Source organism: Pontibacillus marinus BH030004 = DSM 16465, assembly GCF_000425225.1.
GTDB lineage: Bacteria > Bacillota > Bacilli > Bacillales > BH030062 > Pontibacillus > Pontibacillus marinus.
In genome coordinates this window covers 49,900-74,798 of record NZ_AULJ01000031.1, presented here as the reverse complement: position 1 = coordinate 74,798, position 24,899 = coordinate 49,900, and the positions used below count along the sequence as shown (strand labels likewise).

Sequence of the window (24,899 nt, the reverse complement as noted above, 5' to 3'; positions counted from 1 at the left end):
TTCGTTTTCATCTTACTATAAATGCCGCAACACATAACTGTCACGGCATTCTTTTTTATGTTTATTTAGTTTTGGATATTTGCTCTACCATGCTTTTTACAATCCCATCACGTGCTTGTTTACTGGTTTGACTAAAGATTACATTTAAAGAATAAGTAGCACCTGCTGTGTTCAATACATAGTTTGCGTTTTGATCCCCAACCCAATACTGGACCTCATAACCTGAAATGGTAGTACGCTCACCATTAACTAATTTGGCTTCAGAATTATCAATGTTAATATAAAAGTTATTCTCATTTTTAGGATTCCCCAGCAAAACCTCTTTATTTTGATCATTTTTCAAAGTCTCTTTTTCTTCTTTTGTTAGTTTTGTAGATTCATTTCTCTCTGGGGCATATCCTAGTGTTATGGTTTTCCTTTTGTCACTAACAGGTGATGTTTCGATGGCTGCATAATTTAGGACGTATTGATCGAATTCAGGTAGAACTACGGGAAAATCTACTTTTTGATTTAATTCATCATGGATATTTGGTGTTGATGACTCTTGGGTACAGCCTGAAATGGTCAAAAGCATGACAAATAGATAAATTCGTACACTTTTCAATTTATCATTCCTCTCTTTATCTCAGGGTATCCTTGTCACCAATGTGTTCTATTTGATTCAACTTCCATGGTTTGTTTCCTTCTTTTGAATAACTTGTGAAATAGGTTTTATCTTTCTTGATTAAATTCCAAACCATAGGATTTTCTACCATTATTTTTTTCTCCACTTGTTTTTTGCTATGGGGATCATAAGCAATGATCCACGCTTTTTTATAGTCTTCTGAATACCCTTTATTTACAACATACAAGTCAGATGCAGTGGAAGTTATAGATGTTCCAGTACATGCGGACATAACAAGGAAGCCTATACTAATAACTAAAATAGAAAGCATTTTTTTCACTGTCGTGCACACCTTCTTTAAATAGATTTCTCGAACACAAAATCTAGTCCTTGTCTTTAATTGACTTTTGTAAAAGTTCTATTATCTCTTGGTTTTGTTTAGTGATTTTATGTAAGTCTTTTGAAATGATGGGTAAGTAATAAAGGATAAATACAACTACTGATATTACGAACATTATGATAATAAATTGCATATGTACTCTCTCCTCATAATTTAGCTACACAGAATCAGTATGTCCTTCGAAAGAGAATTAAATGGTTTCCATTCAATCCCGACCTTTATACAAGACTTCCCCTCCAGCATCCTGTCCGATGATTTCCACTGTGTAATTAACCGGCTTTTTAGGTATGTTCAACCATATTCTCTTTGAACTGTCATCTAATTCTATAATTGTGGCTTTCTCTTCAATATCTTCATTTTTTATCATGATTGATTCGATATCAGGATCTTGTATGGTTCCATAAAATAGTGGGGTTTTTTCTTTAGAAAAGTAATGATAACCAGTTGTAATGGCTTCTTTAGAATTTGAATTCACTGGTCAAGTGGATAAATTATATTGATTGGAGGTAAAAAGGGATACATACATTTCTTCCCCTCCGAAAAATACAAACTTATGATTATCTTCAAAAGGATAAATATAAATGATTTCTTGAAAGGGTTTGTGGAATGTCTCTCTTAACTGGACTTCGATTGGTTTGGCAGATTCCTTACATCCCGTCAAAGATAATTGCATCATCAGCAGAATCACAAACACCCACTTCTTCATGTGAAAATCTCCTTTGTAATTTGCTCAAAACCTATACCCAATTTACTAATCACGATCGGATAACAATCGATCTACTTTTTCTTCAATCCGCTCCAGCCTTTTCTTTCTTTTATTCAACACAATAAACAGAATAATGATTACAGCAGGGATGGCGAATAGTATTAATAACATGAGTAATTGAAAGATCATGTCTCCTATCAAAAATGTAGATGCGTATAAATTCATAGACTTCCTCCTTAACAACAAATAATTAAAACAAGTATCAAAAATGTTGGTAATTACATTCCAAACATCCCTACCATTCCCAAATCTGCATAAACGCCTGACTCAAAATAATTACGGCAGCTCCTAAAATGACAAAGGTAAGGTAACGTCGTTTATTTGTACCTTCTCTTAATTCCCAAATACCAAATGCACCTAAAATGATGCCGATAAATAGGATAAGATATTTTATAAGATAGAGTGAAACGGCATAAAACATATGTAAAACTCCTTTACACAGATCTTTCTAAACTTAGCTATATTGCTGCTGATCTTTTTCTTTCTTAAATAACAAAATCGATTGGATAATTGCACTTAAACCTATGAAAAATTGCCACCCAAAATTAAACCAGACGGATTTGTAATCTAAGCCTTCGCCGATGGGTCCTACTCTTGGAGCATAGCTTTTATAAAGAACAAAAAAAGCTATGCTCCAGATGAGTATCCCACAAATTAATATTATGTATTTACGCATCTAGAACCCTCCGATTCTATCAGTTTAATTTTCTACATCACACCAAAACGAGTATCCCTGAAGCAGAAATGAAGTTTCCAACATAGGTGTACCTCCTGCTTCATAACACCCTGAGGTTAATAGCTTAATTTCTTTTTTATTGAAATAATATTCTGTACCATTCAAAAAGACGCCTATGAGAAATGCCAGAAGTACGAGCATAGAAAACCTTTTTATTACCTTTTCCATAGCCTATCCTCCAAATTTTATTACTTTCAATTTCCTTTATAACTTACCATATTTTTCTTAATGAATATATATGTTCTGGAGGTTTGTGTAAAAAAAGAGCTGAACTTCAATTCAGCTCTCACTTGATAAAGTTATGGCTTGTTATTTTAAAAGCTCCATCTCTTCCAGAACCTCAGCCCATGCCTCTGTGCTAGGATCTACTACCATAAAATGTTCAGCATTCGGAAGCTCGACCAATTTCACAAAATCACCAAACTCCTCCGCTTCTCGATAATAGTGCTGGCTAATTCCAATAGGGACATGAACATCTAAAGCTCCATGAACTAATACTTGTGTAACATCGAGTGGTAAAAGTGCGCTTGGTGATGCTTCGTTGTATCGGCTTGGCACTTCTTCTGGAGATCCACCTAATAGATCAGCAGTTGGATTATTGGGTTCTCCACCAACAGCTTTATTACGAATATCGTGTACCTTATGCATCATACGTAGATCTAAGACACCAGCTAAACTCACAGCACTCTTAATGTTGAGAGGTTCTCGGGTATGAAGTTCGCTGCTCTCAGGCAAACGATGACGTCCGGCTAACCATAATGCCAGATGCCCACCAGCTGAATGACCAATCGTTACGACATTATTTAATTGAAGAGGATATGTATCCGCAAGTGTTCGTACATAATCAGTTGCGTGTGCGACATCAAGCAACGTACCTGGCCAACTACCACCTCCATGACCTACACGGCGATATTCAATATTCCAGGTTGCCCACCCGTTTTCTGCTAGGTTTTCAGCAACCGCATTTATTTGCTCAATCCCGTATTCACTTCTCCAAAAACCTCCGTGAATAACTACCGCAACAGGATGAGGTCCATCTCCCTCAGGCAGGCGTAATTCGCCGAATTGATGTTGATTATTACCATAGTAGATCTTTTCCATAAACCTAATTCCTCCTTGTCCTTACTCTTGCTTTGTCCCATTAAACGTCCAGAGACATCCATCCAAATAGAATTCCAAAAGAAACATGATTTTAAAATTCTTCTAGTCGATTACTCGTATATCGTAGCATACTTTCTGATTCATCTAATGCAAATTCTTAGGTATTCGAATTTATCTTTTCTTATAGCTCTTACCTAGAGAATTCAATATGGGATTAAACTAGATCTTTTTATTTTCAAAAATTTAACACAAACATATGTTCTTATGTTACTATAGATTTAGGAAAGATACAGGGAAGGAAAAATAAAGGAGATGAATTCTATGTCAATGCAAGTTATCCCTTATATTGTCATGAACGGAAAAGCAAAAGAAGCCATTCATTTTTACAAGGAAGCCCTTCAAGCAGAAGTTGAATTCATGCAAACATTTGACGAAATGCCAGAAGATCCGAATATGCCTAAGCCTGAGGATGCCGAAAATCGTGTTCTGCACGCTACAATCCAAGTCGGCAAAACAAGTATTATGTTCTCTGATACATTTCCCGGCCAACCTCATGAACAAGGTAGCCAAGTCACGCTTTGTATTGCTACCGATACGAAGGAACAATCTCATCAAATCTTTGATGCATTAAAACAAGACGGACATGTTGGCATGCCTCTACAAGAGACATTTTTCAGCCCTGCCTATGGAGTTGTAACAGATCAATTTGGCGTTACGTTCCAGATCTACACAGGTAGTGAAGAATAACCTAACATCACGTACTTTTTCACATTCCTATTATCTAAGAAGCCTTCCCACAACATATATGAAAAGATCAAAAAATGGGCTCTGTACCAGTTTGATACAGAGCCCTTAAGCTTTATTTCATCTATGCTTTCACCATATCCACATATAATTTCTGATAAGCCTTCGCTTCATGACTTTGACCTAACTCATTATATATTTTAGATAACCATTGTACAGGTTTCGGATTTTGGTCATGTAACTCCATCTCCCAGCTAAAGCATTCAATTGCCTCATTCATTTGGTTAAATTCATAGTACAACTCACCCAATTCCAACTGTTTATTTGGCTCATCCTGTAACACCTGCATTTGATCCACTTTTTCAATAATAGGATCAGCTTGAGGTATGCCGCGTAAAGGTTTTAGCCATTTTTGTATATAGGAAATGGACTGATCCTTCATCAGCATTTTAATGGCTTTCTCTAGAAGTAATACAGCTTGATTAGGTATTTTCTTAAACAATGTAGCGATTACTGTATTTAATTCCTCAGTCTTCACATCACTTTCCTCAAGGTTAATGTGGCTTAAAACTTTATTAAAGGACTCAAGTTGATCCTCTCGTAAATCTAAATGCTGTGTAGCAATAAGGTTTAATGCTTTTTCAGGACAATCCAATTGCACATACTGGTCTAGCAAATCCTTTTGTAGCATTTCATTAGATGGGACTCGGGAAAATAAATCCTCTAACAGTTGCATATAGGCTTTACCTTGAAAATGAAATTTTATTTTGTGTTGGACGAAGGTGTACCACGTATCAGTCTGGTCTTTTTCAAACTTTTGAATGGATATAGCGAGATCATCTATACCTCGCTCTTCTTCTTGTAGAAATTGAGAGAGTTTTTGAAAGGCTTCATCATCATCATGAAGGTGATCATGTAAGACTTGTTCATAATAAATGGGGTCTTTTTCTTTTAAAGAAGTGTTCAGTTGTTCATATAGAGGTTCAAACTTTTTAAAGTCTAATGTACTAGCTAAGGAACGGACAAAGCTATTGGATGGGGCGAAATTGGCTAGAACGCGATAGATGCGATAGCAAGCAAACATTTTGCCATTACGACGGTTTTCATAGAACATGGTTTTAATAAACTTTATGAGCTGCTCCTTCTTAATAAACGATTCAAAAAAGGAGGCTATTAAGGTGACTTCCTCATAATTATATTTTTGTTTCAATTTAGGAAATAGATCATTAAATAGATGTTTCTTATATGGTTCAGTCTCTGAAATCGTAGCATCAATAAGAGGATGAGGTGCGTGGAAGGTTATGCCTTTATCTAAGGCACTCTGGGCATATGAATCGGCTTTTAAAGCCTTTGCTTTTACAACATTTAAATATTTTTGCTTATAGAAAAACATATAATACTGTTCGGCTTCGTCATCAGTACATTCAACGATTTTTCCTTGTTTATAAACCGTCATCCGATTCACAAATAAAGTGTATTGCTGCTTTTGATCTTTTATTGTTACTTTTGGTTGAGACATGGAATCCCTCCTATCAGCTTACTTTGAACATACCATATATCAGAATTTTTAGCACGAAAAAATCATCCAAACTTTTTAAAAGGGTGATTTCATCTTCTTATTACTTCAATTCCCAAAGCTCTTTAACCCATAAGTAAGCCACTTTAACGAATGCAATAAATCCAATTATGTACACTATTTCATATATGATATTAGCAATAACATCCCCAAATGGAATATAATCTAACCCGTATCTTCCAAAATGATTTGAGATGAACATCAATAAAGCACTAACGATTAGGGCAATGAGTAACTTTATATATCTTTCCATTAACATGAACTCCTTTCTTTATTTTCTACATGAGAATATCAAAAACAAAGGGATTCTCATACGTCTCTCGTATTCTTCTTCACTTGAGAAATTCTCTGGCTTAGGGGAGCATTCACTTATATCCTCTATGCTAAAGCCCGATCGTTTCAACATGGCAAAATAGTCTTCAGTTGTACGGTGATATTTAATCACCTGTTCTTCAATCCAAGGTTCAACCCGCTGACCTGTATTAAAATAATCATCCACAATCCAGTTCGACTTCTTAGAGGATTTTGCAGCACTTTCAATAGAAGAAGTTAAGACAGGATGTTGGACGCTAAATATAAGTTGCCCTTGATCAGCAAGCGTTTTATAAACTTGATCAAAAATGGTTTGCAGATCTTCAATATAATGAAATACTAACCTAGACATGACCACATCATATGTATGTTTCTCGAAATCCCAACGTTTTAAGGGAAAATGAGCAACGGAGCCATTGGTTCCTTCCAAAACTTTGTTTGCCGCTTCGACCATATTTTTTGACCCATCAACACCCTGAAAATGGGTACATCCTTTTTGAAGCAATTCATACCCAAATCGTGCATCTCCACAACCAAGGTCGAGAATATGCTTTCCTGTAACATCGCCTAGCTTTTCTAAAAAAACTGGCGTCTCTATCCTCTCATTTGGACTTTCTTCTCGTTTTCGTCGTGCCATGTAATTTTCGAAAAAATCATCATTATCATAAGCCTGAGATCCTTTAAAACTCATTTGTCGCCCCCCTAATTATCGATAAACTCCTCTTTTATTGTTAAGAAAATCTTCTAGAGCGTCACAGTGTTGTTGATGAAATAGTGGCGGTATTTGTTCAATATCGAAAAATTCCAACTCAAGTGTTTCACTTTGGTCAATCTTCATTTCTCCACCAATTAATGAGCAATCAAAAAACACACAAATCGTCTGGGCTTTATCACCATTTGGATACTCGTGAAAATACTTACTATAGACACCAATCATCCCGTTTATGTTGATATCAAAACCGGTTTCTTCTTTTACTTCTCTTATCACCGTTTCTTCAGCTGATTCACCAATCTCTATGCAACCACCAGGAAATCCCCATTGATGGTTATCTCCTCTCTTTTGAAGAAGAAGCCTTCCCAATTTATCTTGGATGATAGCTCCAGCAAAATTTAATATGACATAATCTTGTCCTACTTTGCCTCGAAGCCATTTGATGTACTCCATTAAGATCCCCCTCTACTTTATTAGGCTTCCGTGAACAATATGCCAATGTAAATGCTTGGAATCTTGATAGTCTCCTAGATTCGTAATAACACGAGCTGCACCATGTTCATTTGTAACTTTCGCTGCAACCTCTTGGATGACACCTAGTAATTCAAGAAGAAGATCATGCTCATGTTGTTCCACAGTTAGAAGCGAGGATATATGTTTTTTAGGTATCGCTACAATATGTACAGGATAAGATGGCTTTGTGTGGTAATAAGCTAAAACATTTTCCGTTTCTAAGACTTTATGTACTGATGTATTCCCACTTAGAACTTCGTCACAATAAAAATCTTGGGTCATCAAATTCCTCCTAAAAAAATTGGATACTAAACAAACAACCTCATTGTATAGTACCATATTTTTCTATATCCATCATTTTCTTATGGTAGTTTTATGAAAAAATCCCCCAGTACCAATCTACCAGGGGATAAAAATCTTTTATTCTAGTTCATCAATTTCAGCTTGAATAAAGTCCATTAACTCTTTCACCATTTCTGCAGAGAAATCAAATTTGATGCCTGCTGCTTCATACACTTCATACAGGGACTTAGTATTCCCTAATGAAAGTGCTTCTTTGTAATTCTGTAGAGCTTTTTCAGGATCCTCACGATACTGTTTATACATTTGAACAGCACCTAATTGAGCAATCACGTACTCAATGTAGTAGAATGGCACTTCAAAAATATGAAGGACAAACAGCCATTGAGCTTTTCTTGCTTCCTCATAGCCATCAAAGTTGACGACACCTGGATCAAATTCCTGGCGTAGCTCCATATATTTGTTCATACGATCTTCCTTCGTATGATTTGGATTTTCATACATCCAATGCTGGAATTGATCGATGACAACACCACCAGGAAGGAACATCACGATATCTTTTAACACATCTAGCTTCGCACGCTTCAGGTCTTCCTTTTTATCATAAAAATGGTGCCAGTAATCCATCGTGATGAGCTCCATGGTCATACTCGCAAGTTCTGAGGATTCCATTGGTGTATCCCGATAATAGGATAATTCAATCGGGCGTTTTAAATCGTTATGAACACAGTGCCCCATCTCATGAACAAGCGTCATCATATCTGAGTGTGTGTTAGCGGCGTTCATGAAAATAAACGATAACTCTGAAATCGGCAGAGGTGTACAGAATCCACCTGGAGATTTATTCTTCAGATTCTCTAGATCTAACATGCCTCGTTCATTCATGATTTCAATCAGTTCTTTGAATCGAGGATCAAGTTCACCTAGTACAGTTGCCGTTTTATCCACGAATTCTTCAGTAGTCTTGAACGGTTTCAAAGGCTTCTTATCAGAAGGGACAGCTTTCGTATCATAAGGACGGTAATCCTCTAAACCAAGCTCTCTTCGATGTTCATCCTGAATATCTTTGGCCAATGGCAGGACGTGCGTTTTAATCGATTCCGCTAGTTCTTTACAATCCTCAGGTGTGTAATCAAAACGCTCATATTTCTTGAACATGTAATCGCGATAGTTTTCGAGTCCGCTATTTTTCGCCTTTTCTTCACGGATTTCGATTAAACGGCTCATGATGTCCTGAAGGTCAGGTTTCACCTCTAATATCTCATTAAAAATCAAGCCAAAAGCTTTTTTGCGAATCGATCGGTCAGGGTCTTGTAAGTAGGTGAATAACTGCGTAATTGTCTTTTCTTCACCATTCCATTCAGCAGTTAAAGCGCCTGTATGTTCAAAATATTGCGTAGCTAGCTTATCTTCTTCGATTTCAAGCTCTACATTCGCTTCATTAAACAACTCGAGCGCATTTTGTTTACTTCGGATTAAGCGACTATATTCCGCTTCACTTAGGTTTTCTTTCCATTGAGTGTTCATAAACTTTTCATCTAATTTCGCCTGGTAACGTTTCACAAGAGGTTCTATCTTTTCTTGGTCATATTCGAACGCTTCTTTTGCTTCCTGATCTTCATTGTTCGCCTGAAAGTCAATATAATGTCCGTCCATTGCCTCTTGAATCGCATCATAAAAATCAGAAACATCTTTTAGCCAATTCTCCAGTTCTTCAACTGATGTGATGTTCCTCTCCAGTAAGCTTTGGAAATGATCTTCTACTTTTGATTTATCTTTAAAATCGTACTTTTCAATGTAGACTTTTGTGGTATTCATCATGTACCTCCTAATAAATGGTCTATCTATGTATTCGATGGAACCTTATGAAATCCTTGTCTTTTACACATATAAAAAAAGACTCCCACGAATGGAAGTCTTTTTCTTAAAGGATCAATTACTTTTGAACGTTAGCAGCCTGTGGGCCACGGTTACCTTCAACGATTTCAAAAGAAACTGTTTGGTTTTCTTCTAAAGTTTTGAAGCCTTCGTCTTGAATAGCAGAGAAGTGAACGAATACATCGTCTTGACCTTCTACTTCGATGAATCCAAAACCTTTTTCTGCGTTAAACCATTTAACTGTACCTTGTAACATAATGTTACCTCCTGCGTGGAATTAATCCACAATTAGATTACTATTTTTGCTCAACATATTCATTCAAGACGAAGCAACTTTCATTACTTTCCCTTTCACTCGTACACGAACATCAATAATTAATTTTCATTATAGCACACCAACCAAACAGATGTCACTATATTTTTTTAATAATAGTTTCTTTCCTTTATGACTAAGGAATAAAGAGGCTTGTCCTTTTATAAAAATGATTGATTTAGTTGGTTTGTAAGAGGTGTAATTGTTCAATGACGGGGGTTAATCTTTTTTAAACTTCCTGATTTCAGATTCATGCCGAATCGTTCTTGAGGATAGAGTGTCTAAGATTTGATCATGAGATTCAACAGACTCTTTAATTTCTTCAGCCTTTTCATCTACATGCTTTTCGATGTTCTCAAAGTATGGTGCGAGCCCATTAATAATATTGTTCTCTAACTTCCCGATACGAGTATCCATTTCTTGAAAACCTGTCTCTATTCGTTTATTGGTTTCTTGGAAACCTGCTTCTAACCTGTTATTTGTTGCTTGTAACTCCGCTTCCATTCTCTCATTTGTTTCTTGCAAGCTTTTTTCCATTCGTTCATTTGTTGCTTGCAAGCTTTTTTCCATTCGTTCATTTGTTGCTTGCAAGCCTTGTTCCATTCTTCCATTTGTTTCTTGCAAGCCTTGTTCCATTCTTCCATTTGTTTCTTGCAAGCCTTGTTCCATTCTTCCATTTGTTTCTTGCAAGCCTTGTTCCATTCTTCCATTTGTTTCTTGCAAGCCTTGTTCCATTCTTCCATTTGTTTCTTGCAAGCCTTGTTCCAAACGATCATTTGTTTCTTGAATACGTTCATCTAATTGATCTAATTTCTGTAAGATCAGTGATTCTGATTTCATTTTCCCACCTCCCACATTTGTAATTATGTTTATTATATAAGGCTTTTAATAGTCAGGCAATAGTAGGCAAATTATGAAATTCTTCATTTTCACATACTTGGTAACAGGTAATTCTATAAAACTCCGCTAGAATTTTCACTTATTATAGTTCTTTCATAACTAAAATAATTTGGATGATATTTCTTGGTAAGTATTGTATCTTTAATCACTTTTATAATAAAGTACTAAGAAGAGAGTTATACATAATCCATTTGAAGTTCAGAGGTGAAATTATGAGTTTGATCAAATGTCCTGCTTGCGATAATCAAGTATCCACGCAGGCAAAATCATGTCCTCAATGCGGGCACCCTTTAAAGCCAACACCAAGCACACCACCTCCTCAATCAAAAGAAAGCCAGGGTTTGGGGTTTTGGGGCGTGGTTGGAGCTGTCGTCGTAGCGATTATTATTCTTTCATTCATTTAAACTACTTCTCGATTTGTCTCATAGGTTTATTGTACCTTTTTAATCATTTTTATTTGAAAGAAGTTACGACAAACCTATTTATACACGGTTATTTGAATGATGTGATGGCCGGTTGGTTTATGGTTGCATGGATTCAAATTTTAATCAGCTTGAGCAAATATAAGCATTCTGTACTGATTAATAAATGGTTTATACAGCTTTTGATCGTAGCACTAGCTAGCCTTTATTGGGAGTTCGTCGCTCCTCTTTATGTTACAGGGAATGTTTCCGATATTTTGGACTTAGTGGCTTATTTGGCTGGAGCTGTATGCTATAGTTCTGTATTATATATCATCAGGTCTACTTATCATGGTAATGCTTAACGATACATATACATGTAGAAATCACCTAAGGGAGGAGATTCTCGAAATGTATTATATGTATCCTTATCCTTACTATAGACAGAATGGTTGGGCAGATGTTTTCACATTACTTCAGCAAAGCTTGTATGCAGAAGGTATGGTTTGTTCCATGAGTACGCAAATGCTTTACAATCCTGAAACAGAGGATCTTAAAGGGAACACGAAAATGCACGATCACCTTGTGCCAGCATCTTATCACAGAGTAACAGCATCAGGGTCTGCTTATCGATTAACCGCTGGCGAGACTGATCCATATATCGTTACAACTGCGGTATCTTGTATCAAAAACGCTCAAAGGCAAGACAAAGGTGTACGTGAAGGTCTTCAAATCATGAAGGAAAACGCAAATGATAAATGGAGGCCTTTTGTGGAACAGATTATCAGATGGCAAGATGTCGCTGAATCCACATTGACTCAGGCAAAAGAAACGATGCAGAGTATGAATGTTTGGGAGTCGTCTCAATAAAAAGAAGGATCACGATTATGCCGTGATCCTTCTTTTTTCATATAGCCTCAAATCGCAGGGGGTCCAAACTTCCCTTGCTGGAAATCTTGAAAGGCTTTTTTAATTTCATCCATTGAATTCATTACAAAAGGTCCATAAGGTACAACGTTTTCTTTAATAGGCTTGCCTGAGTAAACGAGCACTCTAGTACGTCTCCGATTTGCCTTTAAAGTAAGCTCGCTTGAAGCATCAGGATTTCCATGATCTTGGTAGGTTAACGTAGCTACACCATGTTTTGCTAGGTTATGTTTTTCTTCCCCAACTTCTACCTCACCTGAAAGAACATATAAGAAAGCATTATGATCTTCAGGTAAGTCTAGTGTGTACTCATTTCCCTCAGCTAAGTTCACCTCAGATAGTGTAATCGGCACAATAGAATCCATAGGCCCCTCAACACCAGCAACCTTACCAGAATAAACCTTTACAGAACCCCCATCAAAATTCACTACAGGAGTATCTTCTGAATAAATGTTTTGGTAAATGGTTTTGGTTTCTTTCTTATCCTGAGGCAGATTCAGCCATAACTGCAGGGTATGCGCAATATCATCCTCCACACCATCTTCAGCATGACGAGCAGCCCAGCCTGCATTCATATATTGAACATCACCGGGCTCTAGGATATCGCGACCACCACCGTTATCAATATGCTCGAGCCTTCCATCAATTACATACGTAACCGTTTGGAACCCTCTATGCGGATGATCAGGGAAGGTACCTTTTTTAAACCAATCCTCTGCCATCAAAATAAATGGATCGAAGTCCTCCCAACGGTCAACGGGCAATACCCAGCCTTTTTGAATAGCAGGAAAGTTCATTTCCTCGTATTGAACATACCAAGAGTCTTTTACATTTCGTTTGAATGGTTCTTTACGATCCTCGGACATGTTGACGATCTCCCTTCAAAATATAATCTTCAAATCAAATAGTCGCCATAGCAACTATAGGGTGTAGATTAACAATATTTCTGTAATTTTCATTGAATTCTTAATAGCTTGTTTTGTATAAATTAGAACATATCACCCCCTCCAAATCAAACCTTTTACATTTTTCAATATGTGAATTGACAAGTTTGGCCGGACTATTTATACTAACTGAAGTGTAATAGTTTGTGTAGCAACTAATTAGGAGGAACCGTTTGTGAAGTTAGGATTTCAAGACTACATTAGTATCAAGATACATCAAACAGACTTAAACTTAACCAAATATATTAAATCCAAATTAGAGGATTTTAATCTCGCACCTGAGCAAAATTTGGTCATGATGCTCCTTTGGGAAAGAGACGGTCTAACCCAAAACCAGCTTGCTGAGAAGCTTAATAAAGACAAAACCAATATTGCTCGTATGGCTTCAAGCTTAGAGAAAAAGGGATTCATTAAGCGAGCACACCCTAAGGAAGATCGTCGTTCGTTAATGTTATACCTTACTGAGAATGGCAAAGACCTTGGCGAAAAAGTAATTCCTGTAGCTGAGGAATTTAATGATGTAGTCACACAGGGTATTTCGAATGAGGAAATCCAAGAACTAGAGAGATTGCTCTCTAAAATTGACCAGAATGTCCAAGGTAAATAAGGACATCTCCATCCAATTGTTGCTATAACAACCATTTTTTACGGAATTTAGTTGCTACAACAACTTCTCGATACACAATCGTTGCAAAAACAACTAGAGTATATAACTGGAGGTATTTTTTATGGCAAACGTACTTTTTGTAAAAGCAAATTCACGACCAATCGAACAGTCAGTGAGTGTTAAGCTTTACCATACATTTCTTGATAAATATAAAGAAGAGAATCCTGAAGATCAGGTCACAGAGCTTGACCTATTCGAAGAAAATTTAGGGTATTATGACACCAATAAAATTAATGGGATGTTTAAGCTATCTAAAGAAATGGAGTTAACAGAAGAAGAACAGGAAGCTACAAAAACAGTTAGCAAGTATCTCAATCAATTTCTTGAGGCTGATAAAGTAGTCTTCGCTTTCCCACTTTGGAATTTCACAATCCCAGCCGTTCTTCACACGTATTTTGATTACCTTGCTCAAAGCGGCAAAACATTCCGCTATACAGAAGAGGGTCCAGTCGGTTTACTACCAGATAAAAAAGTGGTTCTTCTAAATGCTCGTGGTGGTGTTTATTCTGAAGGACCTGCTCAATCTGCTGAAATGGCTGTAAATTATGTAACAAACATGCTTAACTTCTGGGGAGTTACGGATATCACAACATTGGTGGTTGAAGGACATAATCAATATCCTCATAAAGCAGAAGAAATTATTGCGGATGGGTTAGAGAGAACTGAACAGACAGCTCAGTCCTTTTAGAGGATAATTCCCCCAACAAAATCTTAAAAAAAGCAAGAGGGAGCACGTCGATCAATTTATACCTGGGGAGGTCATAATTGAAACAGGCTGCTCCCTCTTTTCTTTTTAGTAAGGTTATTATCTTTACGAACAACCCTCTTTAAAGTTACAAAATTTTTAATAAAATTTCGTCAGACTAGAGAACGAAATCTCGTCCGCCTTTTGGTAACATTTCAAGATGTATCCATCTATAGATTTGTGTCTGTTAAAATAAAGGAAACGGATTGAAAAAGGTGGTACAGAAACATGAACCAAATCAATGTTGGAATAATTGGCTGTGGATCCATAACGAAAAACCGCCATGCACCGGAATATCAAGAGAACCCCAATGTTAAAGAGATTGTGTTTTATGACCGGAACCCTGAACGTGCACAAGCACTGGCTGAAACATTCAACGGTCGTGTAGCTGAAACCATTGAAGATCTTCTCGATGACCCATCGATCTCAGCAATTAGTGATTGCTCTTCCAATGAAAACCATCCAATTAACACCACAAAAGCTTTGCGTAAAGGAAAACATGTATTGTGTGAAAAACCTTTAGCTACTAGTTTGGAAGAAGCCGAAAAGATGGTTGAAATCCAACACAATTCAGGTAAGAAGTTAATGGTCGCTCATAACCAACGCTTCGATGCCCCTCATCAGAAAGCAAAAGAGATTATACATAATGAAGAATTAGGGAAAGTCCTCACTTTTAAAACGAGCTTCGGCCATAAAGGACCTGAACACTGGGGATATAACAAAACGAATAGTACGTGGTTTTTCAAAAAGGATCGCTCTGTATCAGGTGTCGTTGGAGACCTTGGTATTCATAAAATTGATCTAATCCATTACCTATTAGATGATGAAATCACTGATGGACATTCATTTAAAGGTGCTTTAGACAAGGTCGACGAAAACGGGGAGCCGATCGAAGTGTGCGATAACCTCGTTTGTGCATTAAAAACGAAAAAAGGTCGAATCGGTACAGCTTCATTTTCATGGACGTATTATGGGAAACAAGACAACAGCACCACAATCTACTGTGAAAAGGGAATCATCAAAATCTATCCAGAAAAAGATGTTCCTTTAGCCATTGAGACCCCTGATGGAGAGGTTCAAAAGCCAGAACTTCCCCATCATCCTAACTCAGGTGTTATTGATTCTTTTGTCGATTCGGTTATTCAGGATACAGAGCCTTTCATTACAGGTGAGGATGCTTTGGCTTCGTTGAAGGTTGTGGATATGTTGTTGGAGTAAGATCATATATTCAAAAGCGCATGTAGAACTCTTCTCTACATGCGCTTTATCTGCTCCATTAATTAATTTTTAAACGACGAACAATTTCTGAAATTACTTCTCCTGTAGAAGAGTTGCCACCTATATCCTGAGTTTTAAAACCGTCAGCTAATACCTCTTCAATCGTACTTAGTAAAAACGTACTTAGTTCATGTTCACCTATATGGTCAAGCAACATCTTCCCTGTCCAAATTTGTCCAATTGGATTCGCGATCCCTTTCCCTTCTATATCTGGTGCTGATCCGTGCACAGGTTCAAACATAGATGGATACTTTCCATTTACATTTAGATTAGCTGCTGGTGCTACTCCGATACTTCCCATAATGGCAGCTCCAATATCCGTCAGTATATCTCCAAATAAATTACTCGCGACAACAACATCCAGTTCATGTGGCTTTGAAACTAGCGAAGCTGCTAATGCATCAATGTGACTGGAAGCCTGATCTATAGATGGATAACCATCCCCAACATCGTTGAACACTTCATCCCAAAAAGGCATGGAATGGACAATTCCATTTGATTTTGTAGCGCTCATTACATATTTCCTTCGGTTCTCTGCCAATGAAAAAGCATATTTCATGACACGCTCCGTCGTTTTTCTTGTGAAAATAGCATTTTGAATGGCTACTTCATCATCACCTTGATGGATTCGACCTCCAACTTCGCTATACTCACCTTCGCTGTTTTCTCGTACCACAACAAAATCAAAGTCCTCATTTTGCCTTAAAGGAGAGTCAATGCCACTCAATTTTTTAGCTGGTCGCACATTGATCACTTGTTGAAACTCTCTTCGTATCGCGATTAATAATCCCCAAAGTGAGGTGTGGTCGGGAACAAGCTTTGGGTTTCCAACAGCACCAAGAAAAATATGATCATGTTGACCGAGTTGATCCAGCCCGTCCTCTGCCATCATTCGACCATGTTTAAGATAATAATCACAACTATACGGATACCAGGTGTTCTGAAAGGATAGGCCACCATGGATGTCTGCTATTGTATCTAATACATCCACCGCTCCAGGCATTACTTCTCTCCCGACACCATCACCTGGAATGATAGCTAAGCTCACGTTTTTCAACACGATCGCCTCCAATATTTCGTTCTATTTTATACAAGGCTCTTGTACAATACAGTGTAATTCCTAATACGATATAGCATCCGAGGACAATTCCTCCCCATCCCATCCAATTCCAGAAAGGATCTAAATAAAAAGGACCTAGACTTCCACCTATATAATAAGAAATTAAGTATAGTCCAGATGCACTGGCTTTTGAATAAAAAGCTCTCTTACTCACCCATGAACTTGCAGTAGAATGAGCAAAGAAAAAACCAAAGCAATTTAATAAAAGCCCTAATATGATGGCAAAAACACTTGGTATTAACGTTACGGCGAAACCTATAACCATAATTCCTATACCAATTGCAATACAATAAGTTTTCTGTATCCTAAGCGACACTTTACCTGCAATAGAAGAACTGAATGTCCCAGCAAGATATGTAAGAAAGAGCAGCCCTAACCAAGTTGAAGGTAGATTGTAGGGTGGTTTACTAAGTAGAAACGTCACGTAATTAAAGTGACCTACAAAAAGAAAAAAGTGTAACCCACCTATAATATAAGCGAATCGAAGCTCTTTATTTAAAATATGTCCTTTATAATTTTGCATTGCTTCCTTCCAATTAAAGGGTTTCGGTTTAAAATTTCGTGACTTCCTAAGCAATAGAATAAACACAATAGATAGAATGACATTGATACATCCCATTAATAGAAATGCTGTACGCCAGCTATAAAGATCGGTAATAGTCCCGCTAAATATCCTACCGAACATCCCACCTATTGTGTTACCACTGATCAAGAGTCCTATCGCTATAGCAATAGAATTTGAAGAATACTCTTCTCCTATATAGGCTAAAGCAAGTGAAGGCAAACCAGCTAATAGGACACCTTGAAAGATTCGAATGAGCAGTAACAGTTTAAACGAAGGTACTATCACAAGCGTAAATGTAAGAAGAGTTCCTAAAAGCATGGTTATGATCATAATTCCTCTTCGGCCGTAACTATCCGATAAAGGTCCATAAAAGAATAGAGATAGCCCCAATGCCAAAATAACGAGGGATACTGACATACTAGACTCTAGAGGGGTAACTCCAAATTCCTCTGTAAAAACTGGTAGTATAGGTTGGGTAAAATATACATTAGCAAAAATCACTAAAGAACCTATGCTCAATGCAATCGTTGTAGTCCAGAATGTTCTAGTGCGTGCTTCAATCAATTAGACCCCTCCTTCCCTAAATCAGTAGAATATACATAAAAACCCTGTAGCATCAGGGTTTTTACGTAGTTTATACTACCTGTATAGTAAATTTGGCAACCACAAACTAATTGCCGGCACATAGGTCACTAGAATAAGACCAATAACAACAGCAATCAGCCATGGTACTGCAGACTTTGTAACATCTACAAGAGGCATCTTGGTAATTCCACTAGCCACATACAAATTGAGTCCTACTGGCGGTGTGATCATACCAACTTCCATATTCACAACCATTACAATCCCAAAATGAATTGGGTCTATTCCAAGTGCTACTGCAACCGGGAATAAAATAGGAGCTAAAATCGTAATAATCGCTGTTGGTTCCATAAACTGACCTGCTATAAATAACAGAATGTTGACAATAAGTAAAAACATGATAGGACCAACATTCCACCCAGTGATCACATCAGCAATGGTATGTGGAATGCGTTCCAGAGTTAAGATATGAGCAAAGGTCATGGCCATGGTTATAATAAAGAATAACATTGCAGTTGTTTTGGCAGAGTCTACTAATATACTAGGTAGCTCTTTGACCATGAGATCCTTATGAATCCACAGCCCTACTACCAATCCAAGTATAACCGCTACTGCTGCGGACTCTGTTGGTGTAAACACGCCTGAATAAATCCCACCAATAACAACAACCGGCAACATTAAACTCCAAAATGCATTTTTAAGAGCGATCATTCTTTCTTTATAAGTAGCTTTTTCAGCTCTAGCATAATTTTTTCGATTCGCAATAAAGAAACTAACTGCTGCCAAAAGCATCATCAGCATTATCCCAGGTATGACTCCAGCTAAGAACATTTTTCCAACTGACTGTTCTACAGTGACAGCATAAACAATCATAGGGATACTTGGTGGAATTAGAATCCCTAATGAGCCGGCTGTTGAAATGGAACCTACTGCATAACTTTTGCTGTATCCGTGATTTACCATCGCAGGAATCATAATCCCCCCAATAGCTACAACAGTAGCAGGAGAAGAGCCTGAAATTGCTGCAAATAACGTACAAGACACAATCCCTGCAATAGACAAGCCCCCAGGTATATGTCCCACCCAAGAATTTGTCAGTTTAATTAAACGATTGGCTACCCCACCTCTAGTAAAAATATTTCCCGCTAAAACGAAAAACGGAATCGCCATAAGCGTAAAATGGTTTAAGCCTGAGAATACCTTCCCGGCTAAATCAGGTAAAGGATCAGTTGTAAAATAATAGATTACTAGAAAGGAAGCTAACCCTAGAGATATGGCAATGGGCACGCCTAGTAACATAAGTAAAAAAAGTAGTGAGAATAATGCTAAGCCCATATTGTTCGTTTGCATGGAAAAAAGTAATCCTGTTAACGAAACTAAAAGAACAAGGCTCGATGACACCATTTTCGGTATAGAACGATTTGAACTATTTTGACTAACTTCTGTTTCATTCGTTTGTAGGGCGTTATTCATGAACGGCATCTTCCTCCTCTTGAAGCAACCCTTTAGCTGGCGTTCTCATAATTTGAATAAGCTGTTGAGTAAACCGTAGAGTCATAAGCCCAAAAGATATTGGGACAATAAGAAGTGGTATAAAAAAAGGTATTTCCATTTCTGGTGTTACTTGTCCAAATTCTGCAATGTTTTGTACTTGTTGCACACCTAAAATTGTGATAATCAAACAAAATAAAACGCTAGCAATCTGAGTAACAATGACAATCGTTTTTTGTAGCCCTAATGGAAATTGTTGAATGACAATGTCTACCCCAAGGTGTACTTTTTCACGAACACCAATGGCTGCCCCAATTAAACCAGCTGTTATAAGAAGGTACACAACCAACTCATGTGTAAATCCAAGGCTTGATCCGAAAAATTTACGTAAAATCACTTCTATAAAAGTTAAAGTCGTCGCAACTGCCAAGCTGATGATCACAACAACCTCTTCAAATTTGTTAATGATGGAGTTTAATACTTTCACTAGTTATCACTTCCTTGTCCTATAGCAATATCTTGAAGTGGTTTTTAATGAAGTCGTATAAAAGAGAGGGCATCTAGCCCTCTCTCGTTTACTTCTCACGAAGGGCTTTTACAGCATCAATTAAGTCCTTCCCTACTTCCTCTTCAAATTGTTTGTACACTGGGTCCATAGCTTTAATCCAAGCTTGTTTCTCTTCGTCTGTTAGCTTATGAATTTCTTTCAATGTACCGTCCTCTTTAATCTTTTCAAGGTTTTCGTTATTCAGACGTTCCCCATTTTCACGAACCCATTTTGTTGTTTCATCTAGTGCTTTTTCTAGGTTAGAGCGAACATCATCAGGTAAACCTGTCCAGAATTCATCATTTGTAATAACTGCATATCCAAGATAACCATGGTTACTAATCGTCATATAATTTTGGACTTCATGGAATTTCTTAGAGTAAATATTAGAAAGTGTATTTTCTTGTCCATCAATAACCCCTTGCTCTAATGCACTATATACTTCACTAAATGGCATTGGCGTAGGGTTAGCACCTACCGCTTCGAATTGTGCTTCTAGTACTTTACTGGACATTACTCGGAACTTCTGACCTTCGAAATCTTCAGGTTTAATAAGAGCGTGTTCATCAAGAGTCATTTGTTTAAAGCCGTTATCCCACATGGATAAGCCAAGTAAGTTTTGATCTTTCAGCATCTTGAAAAGTTTTCCACCGATTTCTTCACTTTCCATCGCTTCTTGTACAGCTTGTGTATCTTCAAATGCAAATGGGAAGTCAAAAATTTGCCATTCTGGGAATAGCTTTGACACTTTTGATGTTGCTGGAGCTGCCATTTGAACATTGTTTTGCTGAACTGCAGATAACACTTCATCGTCATTATAAAGTTGAGAATTTGGGAAAACTTGCACATCTACTTTTCCATCTGTGTACTTTTCAGCAAGTTCTTCAAACATATTTGCCGCTTTTCCTTTAGGAGTGTTTTCAGCTACTACGTGTGAAAACTTAATTGTAATCTTTTCTCCATCCTGATTATTACCTTCTCCATCTGAAGAAGATCCATCACCTGACGTCTCTGAAGAACGTGCACCACATCCTACTAAAACCCCAATAAGAATAATTGTGGATAAAAATAAGCTTAGCTTTTTTCGCATAAGTAAATACCCCTTTCATTTGTCAGAAAATATTTAATATTTCAACTTAGAAACCATGATAACGCTTACATTTACAATGGTGAATATTGTAATCATATTGTCCTTTTTGGTCTTTTTGTTCTTCTCATAAAAAAAGAAAAAAACTCCTAGGGACTAGGAGTTTAATTGAAGCTAAGAATTTCAGCCATCATTTATAAAAATTTAAATGGTTTGTTAAAGTTAAGACCAAAAAGACAAAAAAGATTACTTTTTTATATAACGATTCACGGGTCTTCCAACCCCACCATACTGCATGTCCAGCTTGATATGACCAATCTTTTTCATGTATTCTAAATACCTTCTTGCTGTTACACGAGCAAGACCCACACCTTCAGCCACATCTTCAGCTGATTTGGCTTCTTTTTGTTGATCTAAATATTTAGATATTTGATTTAAAGTCAACTGGTTAAGTCCTTTAGGAATGTCTACCTCCTCAGAAGAATCTTTCACTTTCTTATGAAGAATTTCGTCAATATAATCTTGTGAAACAGAGGACTTTTCAGATAATTTTCTTGTATATCTTTTATAGTTTTCCAACGCTTGTTGAATTCGCTCAAATTTAAATGGTTTTATGATGTAATCTACAGCACCATTTTGAAGCATTTTACGGATCGTCTCTTGATCATTAGCTGCAGTTACCGTTATTACATCTACAGGGAATTGTTCTTTCCGAATGTGATACAGAACTTCTAAGCCATCCTGGTTTGGCATATAAACATCAAGGATAACCAAATCCGTTTTATATTTTTCAAGTTTCTCTATCCCTTCCTTACCATTCCCCGCCTTTTCAACAACTTGGAATCCTTCTACCTTTTCTATAAACTGTTTGTTAACTTCTTGTACCATAGGATCATCTTCAATTAATAACACTCGAATCATGTTACGTGCTCCCCTTTCGATCCATTGGGAATGTAATCACAAAGCTCGTTCCTTGATTGGGTTGGGAATAAATATGTATGGTTCCGTCCCCTTTATCTACAATGTTTTTCACAAGGGATAGACCAATTCCATGCCCCTCTTCGCTCTTCGTGGTAAAGCCTTCTTTAAAGATTTCCTTTTGATTCTCTTCACTAATGCCGACTCCATTATCTTCGACTAAAATAGAACATACTTCCTCATCTTGTTCTATACTTACTTCTATATATTTTTCTGGATCTTCAGTTTGCTGCAATGCAGTAAAAGCATTCTCAAATAAATTCCCAAATAACAATACAAAATCATGTTTATCCAAATCAGGTGGAAACGTATTTAGATGACTTTTTCGATCGATGTGAACCTGAACCCCAAGTTCCTTTCCCCTACTCACTTTGCTCAACAATAGACCTGCTAAGCTATCATTACCAATATTCTCACTAAGAAAGCTTGAGAGATCTTCATGTTCTTCAGTGATATTGAACACATAATTTAACGCTTTATCCCTGTTACCTAATTGGATAAGTCCAGCAATGGTATGTAGTTTATTCATATGTTCATGATTTTGTACGCGGAGAGCCTCAACGAACGCTTTTACTCCTGTTAGTTCTTCAGCAATTTTGGTAACTTCAGTGCGATCTTGGAATATCGCAACCGCTCCAAGCACGTTATGGTTAAACAAGATTGGAACCCGATTACTCATAAGGTTTGTATCATTTACCGTTAATTCTTGATTAAAAATAGGTCTCTCTAATTCTAATATTTCTGGAAGCCTAGTATCATATAGAATTGATTGAATAGGCTGGCCAATCACATCTCCAGAAACCCCCAACATTTCTTTTGCTTTATGGTTAAATACAGTAATCCTTTTTTCTGTATCTATAGCAATCACCCCTTCATGCATGGCATTAAAGGTAGCTGTTCGCTCTTCTAAAATGCGTTTTAATTCATAGGGTTCTAGATGATACATTTGCTTTTTGATGTGTCTTGCGAGAAGCCCAGACCCACTGATTCCAAATAATAATGTAAGGAAAAGCATGATAAGGATCTCTTTTTTCATATCAAGAAGTAGTGCGGAGAAACGAGGTAAGAGATTTCCGACAATAACCACACCAACTTGTTCTGATTCATTATTTAGAATGGGAACAAGCGCACGCACAGCCAGACCTTCTTCTCCTTTTGCTAAAGTCGTATAGGAATGACGTGCAAAAGCTTCGTTCTCATCCTCCCCACTAGAATAAGTCCCTATCATTGAGTGATTTGGGTGAGAATATCGTTTTCTTAGATTATTCAACACAACTATGTAATCTGCATCATTAATAATTCTAATCTTATCAACGACTGGATTAATGTTTTTCCACCCATCTTTTAAAGTGATATTTTGCTTAATTTCCGGAAGTTGAGCAACTGTTCGTGCAGTGATCATAGACCTTTTTCTAAGCTCTTCTTTTTTCAAATTTTCCACATTTCCTATTAGAAAAATGCTTGAAATTAAAAGTGTAAATAAAACAACCCCGAAAGAAAGAATTGTAATTTTCACCTGAATAGGAAGCTGCTTCATCGTCATACGGCATATCCTTTCATAGGTAATATGGGTATTGTAGCATGATTTTTCAGATATGTTACAATTTTTAAAACAATATTATGAGGTGGCTTATGAGAAAGAAATATTTGGTGTTTTTTATGGTACTATTACTGGCAATTGTGTTTACATATCTTTATTTCAATAAGGAAAATAAATATCCATATGATGATGAGCAAGCTGGTTTAAATGAACAAATTGTTATTAAATTCAGCCATATCGTTGCCAAAAACACACCGAAAGGACAAGCTGCAGAGAAATTCGCAAATCTTGTTCAAAAGAAAACCAATAATAAAGTAAGGGTAGAGGTATATCCAAACGGTAGCCTATATTCTGAAAAAGAAGCTATTGAAGCTTTAAGACAAGGGTCCATTCAAATGATTGCACCTGCGACGTCAAAGATGTCTACATTTTTCCCTAAGCTAGAACTTTTCGATCTTCCGTATGCTTTTCCAACTTATGATGCGATTTATGAAGTGTTTAATGGAGAAATCGGAACCGAGTTACTAGAATCAATGGAACGTGAAAATTTAGTAGGATTATCTTACTGGAGTAATGGTTTTAAACAAATGACAAGTAGTAAACGTGCATTAGTAAATCCTAATGACTTTTCCAATCATCGTTTCAGAATTATGCCTAGTGATGTTATTGAACAACAGTTTGAATCTCTCAATGCTCAAACGAGTAGGATTTCTTTTAACTTAACATATCGAAACATCGAACAAGGCTTGATCGATGGACAAGAGAACACCATCTCAAACATATACTCAAAGAAATTTTATGAAGTTCAAGATCACATGACGATCAGTAATCATGGGTTTCTAAGCTACGTTGTCGTTATGGACCAGGAATTTTGGGATAACCTTCCTAACCCTATTCAAGCCGCTATTAAAGAAGCAATGAAGGAAACCACTGCTTGGAATCAACAGCACGCAATGGAAACAAACCAGCAAGCCTTAAAATTACTAAAGAAATCCTCAGATATTAAAATCCATACATTGTCAGTAGCTGAAAAAGATGCATGGAGAGAAAAGTTTCAAGCTGTATATGATAACTTCGAGCCTACTATCGGGGAAGAATGGATGGATCAACTTATTGGGGAATGAGAACCTTTTAATTATAAAAAGCATGTGGTTTTCTTTTCATTTCTGAAA

Annotated in this window: 33 protein-coding genes; 8 read left to right on the top strand and 25 right to left on the bottom strand. The window is 36.9% G+C overall.

Annotated elements, in window-relative coordinates; translation table 11 throughout:
- Window positions 1-61: 61 nt before the first annotated feature.
- The 9 genes from H514_RS0106320 to H514_RS0106275 form a co-directional block, all read right to left on the bottom strand.
- Entirely contained in the window at window positions 62-604 is a 543-nt protein-coding gene (locus tag H514_RS0106320; protein ID WP_027446206.1) for a hypothetical protein, read from the bottom strand.
- Window positions 605-620: 16 nt separating this feature from the next.
- Window positions 621-944 carry a hypothetical protein gene (locus tag H514_RS23925; RefSeq protein WP_051255051.1) on the bottom strand — a complete coding sequence of 108 codons (324 nt, stop codon included), beginning with the start codon at window positions 942-944 and terminating at the stop codon, window positions 621-623.
- A 265-nt stretch (window positions 945-1,209) separates the two neighbouring features.
- On the bottom strand, window positions 1,210-1,479 hold the full coding sequence (locus tag H514_RS0106305; RefSeq protein WP_027446205.1) for a hypothetical protein: 270 nt from the start codon (window positions 1,477-1,479) through the stop codon (window positions 1,210-1,212).
- A 3-nt stretch (window positions 1,480-1,482) separates the two neighbouring features.
- Complete coding sequence (locus tag H514_RS0106300) at window positions 1,483-1,710, bottom strand: hypothetical protein (RefSeq protein ID WP_027446204.1); 228 nt, start codon at window positions 1,708-1,710, stop codon at window positions 1,483-1,485.
- A gap of 45 nt (window positions 1,711-1,755) precedes the next feature.
- Window positions 1,756-1,935 carry a hypothetical protein gene (locus H514_RS0106295; RefSeq protein ID WP_027446203.1) on the bottom strand — a complete coding sequence of 60 codons (180 nt, stop codon included), beginning with the start codon at window positions 1,933-1,935 and terminating at the stop codon, window positions 1,756-1,758.
- A 70-nt stretch (window positions 1,936-2,005) separates the two neighbouring features.
- Window positions 2,006-2,191, bottom strand: a complete 186-nt coding sequence (locus H514_RS0106290; RefSeq protein ID WP_027446202.1) for a hypothetical protein — start codon at window positions 2,189-2,191, stop codon at window positions 2,006-2,008.
- 33 nt (window positions 2,192-2,224) lie between these two features.
- The gene (locus H514_RS0106285) at window positions 2,225-2,446 is read right to left on the bottom strand and encodes a hypothetical protein (protein ID WP_027446201.1); all 222 of its coding nucleotides are present in this window, start codon (window positions 2,444-2,446) and stop codon (window positions 2,225-2,227) included.
- 24 nt (window positions 2,447-2,470) lie between these two features.
- Complete coding sequence (locus H514_RS0106280; RefSeq protein WP_027446200.1) at window positions 2,471-2,674, bottom strand: hypothetical protein; 204 nt, start codon at window positions 2,672-2,674, stop codon at window positions 2,471-2,473.
- Window positions 2,675-2,815: 141 nt separating this feature from the next.
- Entirely contained in the window at window positions 2,816-3,607 is a 792-nt protein-coding gene (locus tag H514_RS0106275; RefSeq protein WP_051255050.1) for an alpha/beta hydrolase family protein, read from the bottom strand.
- A 321-nt stretch (window positions 3,608-3,928) separates the two neighbouring features.
- On the opposite strand from H514_RS0106275, the gene H514_RS0106270 reads away from it, so the two are divergent.
- The gene (locus tag H514_RS0106270) at window positions 3,929-4,354 is read left to right on the top strand and encodes a VOC family protein (protein WP_027446198.1); all 426 of its coding nucleotides are present in this window, start codon (window positions 3,929-3,931) and stop codon (window positions 4,352-4,354) included.
- A 121-nt stretch (window positions 4,355-4,475) separates the two neighbouring features.
- On the opposite strand, the gene H514_RS0106265 is transcribed toward H514_RS0106270, so the two are convergent.
- The 8 genes from H514_RS0106265 to H514_RS0106230 form a co-directional block, all read right to left on the bottom strand.
- Entirely contained in the window at window positions 4,476-5,870 is a 1,395-nt protein-coding gene (locus tag H514_RS0106265) for a tetratricopeptide repeat protein (protein WP_027446197.1), read from the bottom strand.
- Between the two features lie 100 nt (window positions 5,871-5,970).
- Window positions 5,971-6,180 carry a hypothetical protein gene (locus tag H514_RS0106260; RefSeq protein ID WP_027446196.1) on the bottom strand — a complete coding sequence of 70 codons (210 nt, stop codon included), beginning with the start codon at window positions 6,178-6,180 and terminating at the stop codon, window positions 5,971-5,973.
- Between the two features lie 18 nt (window positions 6,181-6,198).
- On the bottom strand, window positions 6,199-6,930 hold the full coding sequence (locus tag H514_RS0106255) for a class I SAM-dependent methyltransferase (protein WP_027446195.1): 732 nt from the start codon (window positions 6,928-6,930) through the stop codon (window positions 6,199-6,201).
- Between the two features lie 15 nt (window positions 6,931-6,945).
- Window positions 6,946-7,404 (bottom strand): NUDIX hydrolase, encoded by a 459-nt coding sequence (locus tag H514_RS0106250; protein WP_036843114.1) that lies wholly within the window; start codon window positions 7,402-7,404, stop codon window positions 6,946-6,948.
- A gap of 12 nt (window positions 7,405-7,416) precedes the next feature.
- On the bottom strand, window positions 7,417-7,746 hold the full coding sequence (locus H514_RS0106245) for an HIT domain-containing protein (protein ID WP_036843117.1): 330 nt from the start codon (window positions 7,744-7,746) through the stop codon (window positions 7,417-7,419).
- A gap of 138 nt (window positions 7,747-7,884) precedes the next feature.
- A complete protein-coding gene (locus H514_RS0106240) occupies window positions 7,885-9,582 on the bottom strand; it encodes a M3 family oligoendopeptidase (RefSeq protein ID WP_154657341.1) in 1,698 nt (565 codons plus the stop codon).
- Between the two features lie 118 nt (window positions 9,583-9,700).
- Window positions 9,701-9,898, bottom strand: coding sequence for a cold-shock protein (locus H514_RS0106235; protein ID WP_027446191.1), 198 nt, complete (start codon window positions 9,896-9,898; stop codon window positions 9,701-9,703).
- Window positions 9,899-10,174: 276 nt separating this feature from the next.
- The gene (locus tag H514_RS0106230) at window positions 10,175-10,795 is read right to left on the bottom strand and encodes a hypothetical protein (protein WP_027446190.1); all 621 of its coding nucleotides are present in this window, start codon (window positions 10,793-10,795) and stop codon (window positions 10,175-10,177) included.
- Window positions 10,796-10,968: 173 nt separating this feature from the next.
- On the opposite strand from H514_RS0106230, the gene H514_RS25410 reads away from it, so the two are divergent.
- Genes H514_RS25410 through H514_RS0106215 form a run of 3 tightly spaced genes read left to right on the top strand, consistent with a single transcriptional unit; the run spans window position 10,969 to window position 12,126 of the window.
- On the top strand, window positions 10,969-11,259 hold the full coding sequence (locus H514_RS25410; protein WP_154657340.1) for a zinc ribbon domain-containing protein: 291 nt from the start codon (window positions 10,969-10,971) through the stop codon (window positions 11,257-11,259).
- On the top strand, window positions 11,205-11,621 hold the full coding sequence (locus H514_RS0106220; RefSeq protein ID WP_027446189.1) for a hypothetical protein: 417 nt from the start codon (window positions 11,205-11,207) through the stop codon (window positions 11,619-11,621). The genes H514_RS25410 and H514_RS0106220 overlap by 55 nt, the downstream gene beginning before the upstream one ends.
- Window positions 11,622-11,667: 46 nt before the next feature.
- Entirely contained in the window at window positions 11,668-12,126 is a 459-nt protein-coding gene (locus H514_RS0106215) for a hypothetical protein (RefSeq protein ID WP_036842048.1), read from the top strand.
- Window positions 12,127-12,173: 47 nt separating this feature from the next.
- Here H514_RS0106215 and H514_RS0106210 read toward each other — a convergent pair whose 3' ends face one another.
- Complete coding sequence (locus H514_RS0106210; protein WP_027446187.1) at window positions 12,174-13,049, bottom strand: pirin family protein; 876 nt, start codon at window positions 13,047-13,049, stop codon at window positions 12,174-12,176.
- A gap of 253 nt (window positions 13,050-13,302) precedes the next feature.
- Between H514_RS0106210 and H514_RS0106205 the strand changes: the two genes are divergently transcribed.
- From H514_RS0106205 to H514_RS0106195, 3 genes are all read left to right on the top strand, one after another.
- Window positions 13,303-13,734: a MarR family winged helix-turn-helix transcriptional regulator gene (locus H514_RS0106205; RefSeq protein WP_027446186.1), complete on the top strand. Its 432-nt coding sequence runs from the start codon at window positions 13,303-13,305 to the stop codon at window positions 13,732-13,734.
- Between the two features lie 121 nt (window positions 13,735-13,855).
- Window positions 13,856-14,482 carry an FMN-dependent NADH-azoreductase gene (locus H514_RS0106200; RefSeq protein ID WP_027446185.1) on the top strand — a complete coding sequence of 209 codons (627 nt, stop codon included), beginning with the start codon at window positions 13,856-13,858 and terminating at the stop codon, window positions 14,480-14,482.
- Between the two features lie 285 nt (window positions 14,483-14,767).
- The gene (locus tag H514_RS0106195; protein WP_027446184.1) at window positions 14,768-15,757 is read left to right on the top strand and encodes a Gfo/Idh/MocA family protein; all 990 of its coding nucleotides are present in this window, start codon (window positions 14,768-14,770) and stop codon (window positions 15,755-15,757) included.
- 58 nt (window positions 15,758-15,815) lie between these two features.
- Here H514_RS0106195 and H514_RS0106190 read toward each other — a convergent pair whose 3' ends face one another.
- The 7 genes from H514_RS0106190 to H514_RS0106160 all read right to left on the bottom strand — a co-directional run bounded on the left by H514_RS0106190 (window position 15,816) and on the right by H514_RS0106160 (window position 23,724).
- Window positions 15,816-16,874, bottom strand: a complete 1,059-nt coding sequence (locus H514_RS0106190) for a tartrate dehydrogenase (RefSeq protein ID WP_027446183.1) — start codon at window positions 16,872-16,874, stop codon at window positions 15,816-15,818.
- Window positions 16,840-18,066: an MFS transporter gene (locus H514_RS0106185; protein ID WP_027446182.1), complete on the bottom strand. Its 1,227-nt coding sequence runs from the start codon at window positions 18,064-18,066 to the stop codon at window positions 16,840-16,842. The genes H514_RS0106190 and H514_RS0106185 overlap by 35 nt, the downstream gene beginning before the upstream one ends.
- A 75-nt stretch (window positions 18,067-18,141) precedes the next feature.
- Window positions 18,142-19,557 (bottom strand): TRAP transporter large permease, encoded by a 1,416-nt coding sequence (locus tag H514_RS0106180; protein WP_231566574.1) that lies wholly within the window; start codon window positions 19,555-19,557, stop codon window positions 18,142-18,144.
- On the bottom strand, window positions 19,550-20,062 hold the full coding sequence (locus H514_RS0106175; protein ID WP_027446180.1) for a TRAP transporter small permease: 513 nt from the start codon (window positions 20,060-20,062) through the stop codon (window positions 19,550-19,552). Before H514_RS0106175 ends, H514_RS0106180 begins: the two co-directional genes overlap by 8 nt.
- Window positions 20,063-20,150: 88 nt before the next feature.
- Complete coding sequence (locus tag H514_RS0106170; RefSeq protein WP_027446179.1) at window positions 20,151-21,212, bottom strand: TRAP transporter substrate-binding protein; 1,062 nt, start codon at window positions 21,210-21,212, stop codon at window positions 20,151-20,153.
- Between the two features lie 243 nt (window positions 21,213-21,455).
- Window positions 21,456-22,130: a response regulator gene (locus H514_RS0106165; RefSeq protein WP_027446178.1), complete on the bottom strand. Its 675-nt coding sequence runs from the start codon at window positions 22,128-22,130 to the stop codon at window positions 21,456-21,458.
- A 1-nt stretch (window position 22,131) separates the two neighbouring features.
- Window positions 22,132-23,724 carry an ATP-binding protein gene (locus tag H514_RS0106160; protein ID WP_027446177.1) on the bottom strand — a complete coding sequence of 531 codons (1,593 nt, stop codon included), beginning with the start codon at window positions 23,722-23,724 and terminating at the stop codon, window positions 22,132-22,134.
- 95 nt (window positions 23,725-23,819) lie between these two features.
- On the opposite strand from H514_RS0106160, the gene H514_RS0106155 reads away from it, so the two are divergent.
- Window positions 23,820-24,851 carry a TRAP transporter substrate-binding protein gene (locus H514_RS0106155; RefSeq protein ID WP_027446176.1) on the top strand — a complete coding sequence of 344 codons (1,032 nt, stop codon included), beginning with the start codon at window positions 23,820-23,822 and terminating at the stop codon, window positions 24,849-24,851.
- Window positions 24,852-24,899: the final 48 nt, after the last annotated feature.

Bases quoted from the DNA above. Each gene is read 5' to 3' on its own strand.
- H514_RS0106300 (WP_027446204.1), bottom strand. From the start codon at position 1,710: ATGAAGAAGTGGGTGTTTGTGATTCTGCTGATGATGCAATTATCTTTG.
- H514_RS0106295 (WP_027446203.1), bottom strand. From the start codon at position 1,935: ATGAATTTATACGCATCTACATTTTTGATAGGAGACATGATCTTTCAA.
- H514_RS0106290 (WP_027446202.1), bottom strand. From the start codon at position 2,191: ATGTTTTATGCCGTTTCACTCTATCTTATAAAATATCTTATCCTATTT.
- H514_RS0106285 (WP_027446201.1), bottom strand. From the start codon at position 2,446: ATGCGTAAATACATAATATTAATTTGTGGGATACTCATCTGGAGCATA.
- H514_RS0106280 (WP_027446200.1), bottom strand. From the start codon at position 2,674: ATGGAAAAGGTAATAAAAAGGTTTTCTATGCTCGTACTTCTGGCATTT.
- H514_RS0106275 (WP_051255050.1), bottom strand. From the start codon at position 3,607: ATGGAAAAGATCTACTATGGTAATAATCAACATCAATTCGGCGAATTA.
- H514_RS0106270 (WP_027446198.1), top strand. From the start codon at position 3,929: ATGTCAATGCAAGTTATCCCTTATATTGTCATGAACGGAAAAGCAAAA.
- H514_RS0106265 (WP_027446197.1), bottom strand. From the start codon at position 5,870: ATGTCTCAACCAAAAGTAACAATAAAAGATCAAAAGCAGCAATACACT.
- H514_RS0106260 (WP_027446196.1), bottom strand. From the start codon at position 6,180: ATGGAAAGATATATAAAGTTACTCATTGCCCTAATCGTTAGTGCTTTA.
- H514_RS0106255 (WP_027446195.1), bottom strand. From the start codon at position 6,930: ATGAGTTTTAAAGGATCTCAGGCTTATGATAATGATGATTTTTTCGAA.
- H514_RS0106250 (WP_036843114.1), bottom strand. From the start codon at position 7,404: ATGGAGTACATCAAATGGCTTCGAGGCAAAGTAGGACAAGATTATGTC.
- H514_RS0106245 (WP_036843117.1), bottom strand. From the start codon at position 7,746: ATGACCCAAGATTTTTATTGTGACGAAGTTCTAAGTGGGAATACATCA.
- H514_RS0106240 (WP_154657341.1), bottom strand. From the start codon at position 9,582: ATGAATACCACAAAAGTCTACATTGAAAAGTACGATTTTAAAGATAAA.
- H514_RS0106235 (WP_027446191.1), bottom strand. From the start codon at position 9,898: ATGTTACAAGGTACAGTTAAATGGTTTAACGCAGAAAAAGGTTTTGGA.
- H514_RS0106230 (WP_027446190.1), bottom strand. From the start codon at position 10,795: ATGAAATCAGAATCACTGATCTTACAGAAATTAGATCAATTAGATGAA.
- H514_RS25410 (WP_154657340.1), top strand. From the start codon at position 10,969: ATGATATTTCTTGGTAAGTATTGTATCTTTAATCACTTTTATAATAAA.
- H514_RS0106215 (WP_036842048.1), top strand. From the start codon at position 11,668: ATGTATTATATGTATCCTTATCCTTACTATAGACAGAATGGTTGGGCA.
- H514_RS0106210 (WP_027446187.1), bottom strand. From the start codon at position 13,049: ATGTCCGAGGATCGTAAAGAACCATTCAAACGAAATGTAAAAGACTCT.
- H514_RS0106200 (WP_027446185.1), top strand. From the start codon at position 13,856: ATGGCAAACGTACTTTTTGTAAAAGCAAATTCACGACCAATCGAACAG.
- H514_RS0106195 (WP_027446184.1), top strand. From the start codon at position 14,768: ATGAACCAAATCAATGTTGGAATAATTGGCTGTGGATCCATAACGAAA.
- H514_RS0106180 (WP_231566574.1), bottom strand. From the start codon at position 19,557: ATGAATAACGCCCTACAAACGAATGAAACAGAAGTTAGTCAAAATAGT.
- H514_RS0106170 (WP_027446179.1), bottom strand. From the start codon at position 21,212: ATGCGAAAAAAGCTAAGCTTATTTTTATCCACAATTATTCTTATTGGG.
- H514_RS0106165 (WP_027446178.1), bottom strand. From the start codon at position 22,130: ATGATTCGAGTGTTATTAATTGAAGATGATCCTATGGTACAAGAAGTT.
- H514_RS0106160 (WP_027446177.1), bottom strand. From the start codon at position 23,724: ATGAAGCAGCTTCCTATTCAGGTGAAAATTACAATTCTTTCTTTCGGG.
- H514_RS0106155 (WP_027446176.1), top strand. From the start codon at position 23,820: ATGAGAAAGAAATATTTGGTGTTTTTTATGGTACTATTACTGGCAATT.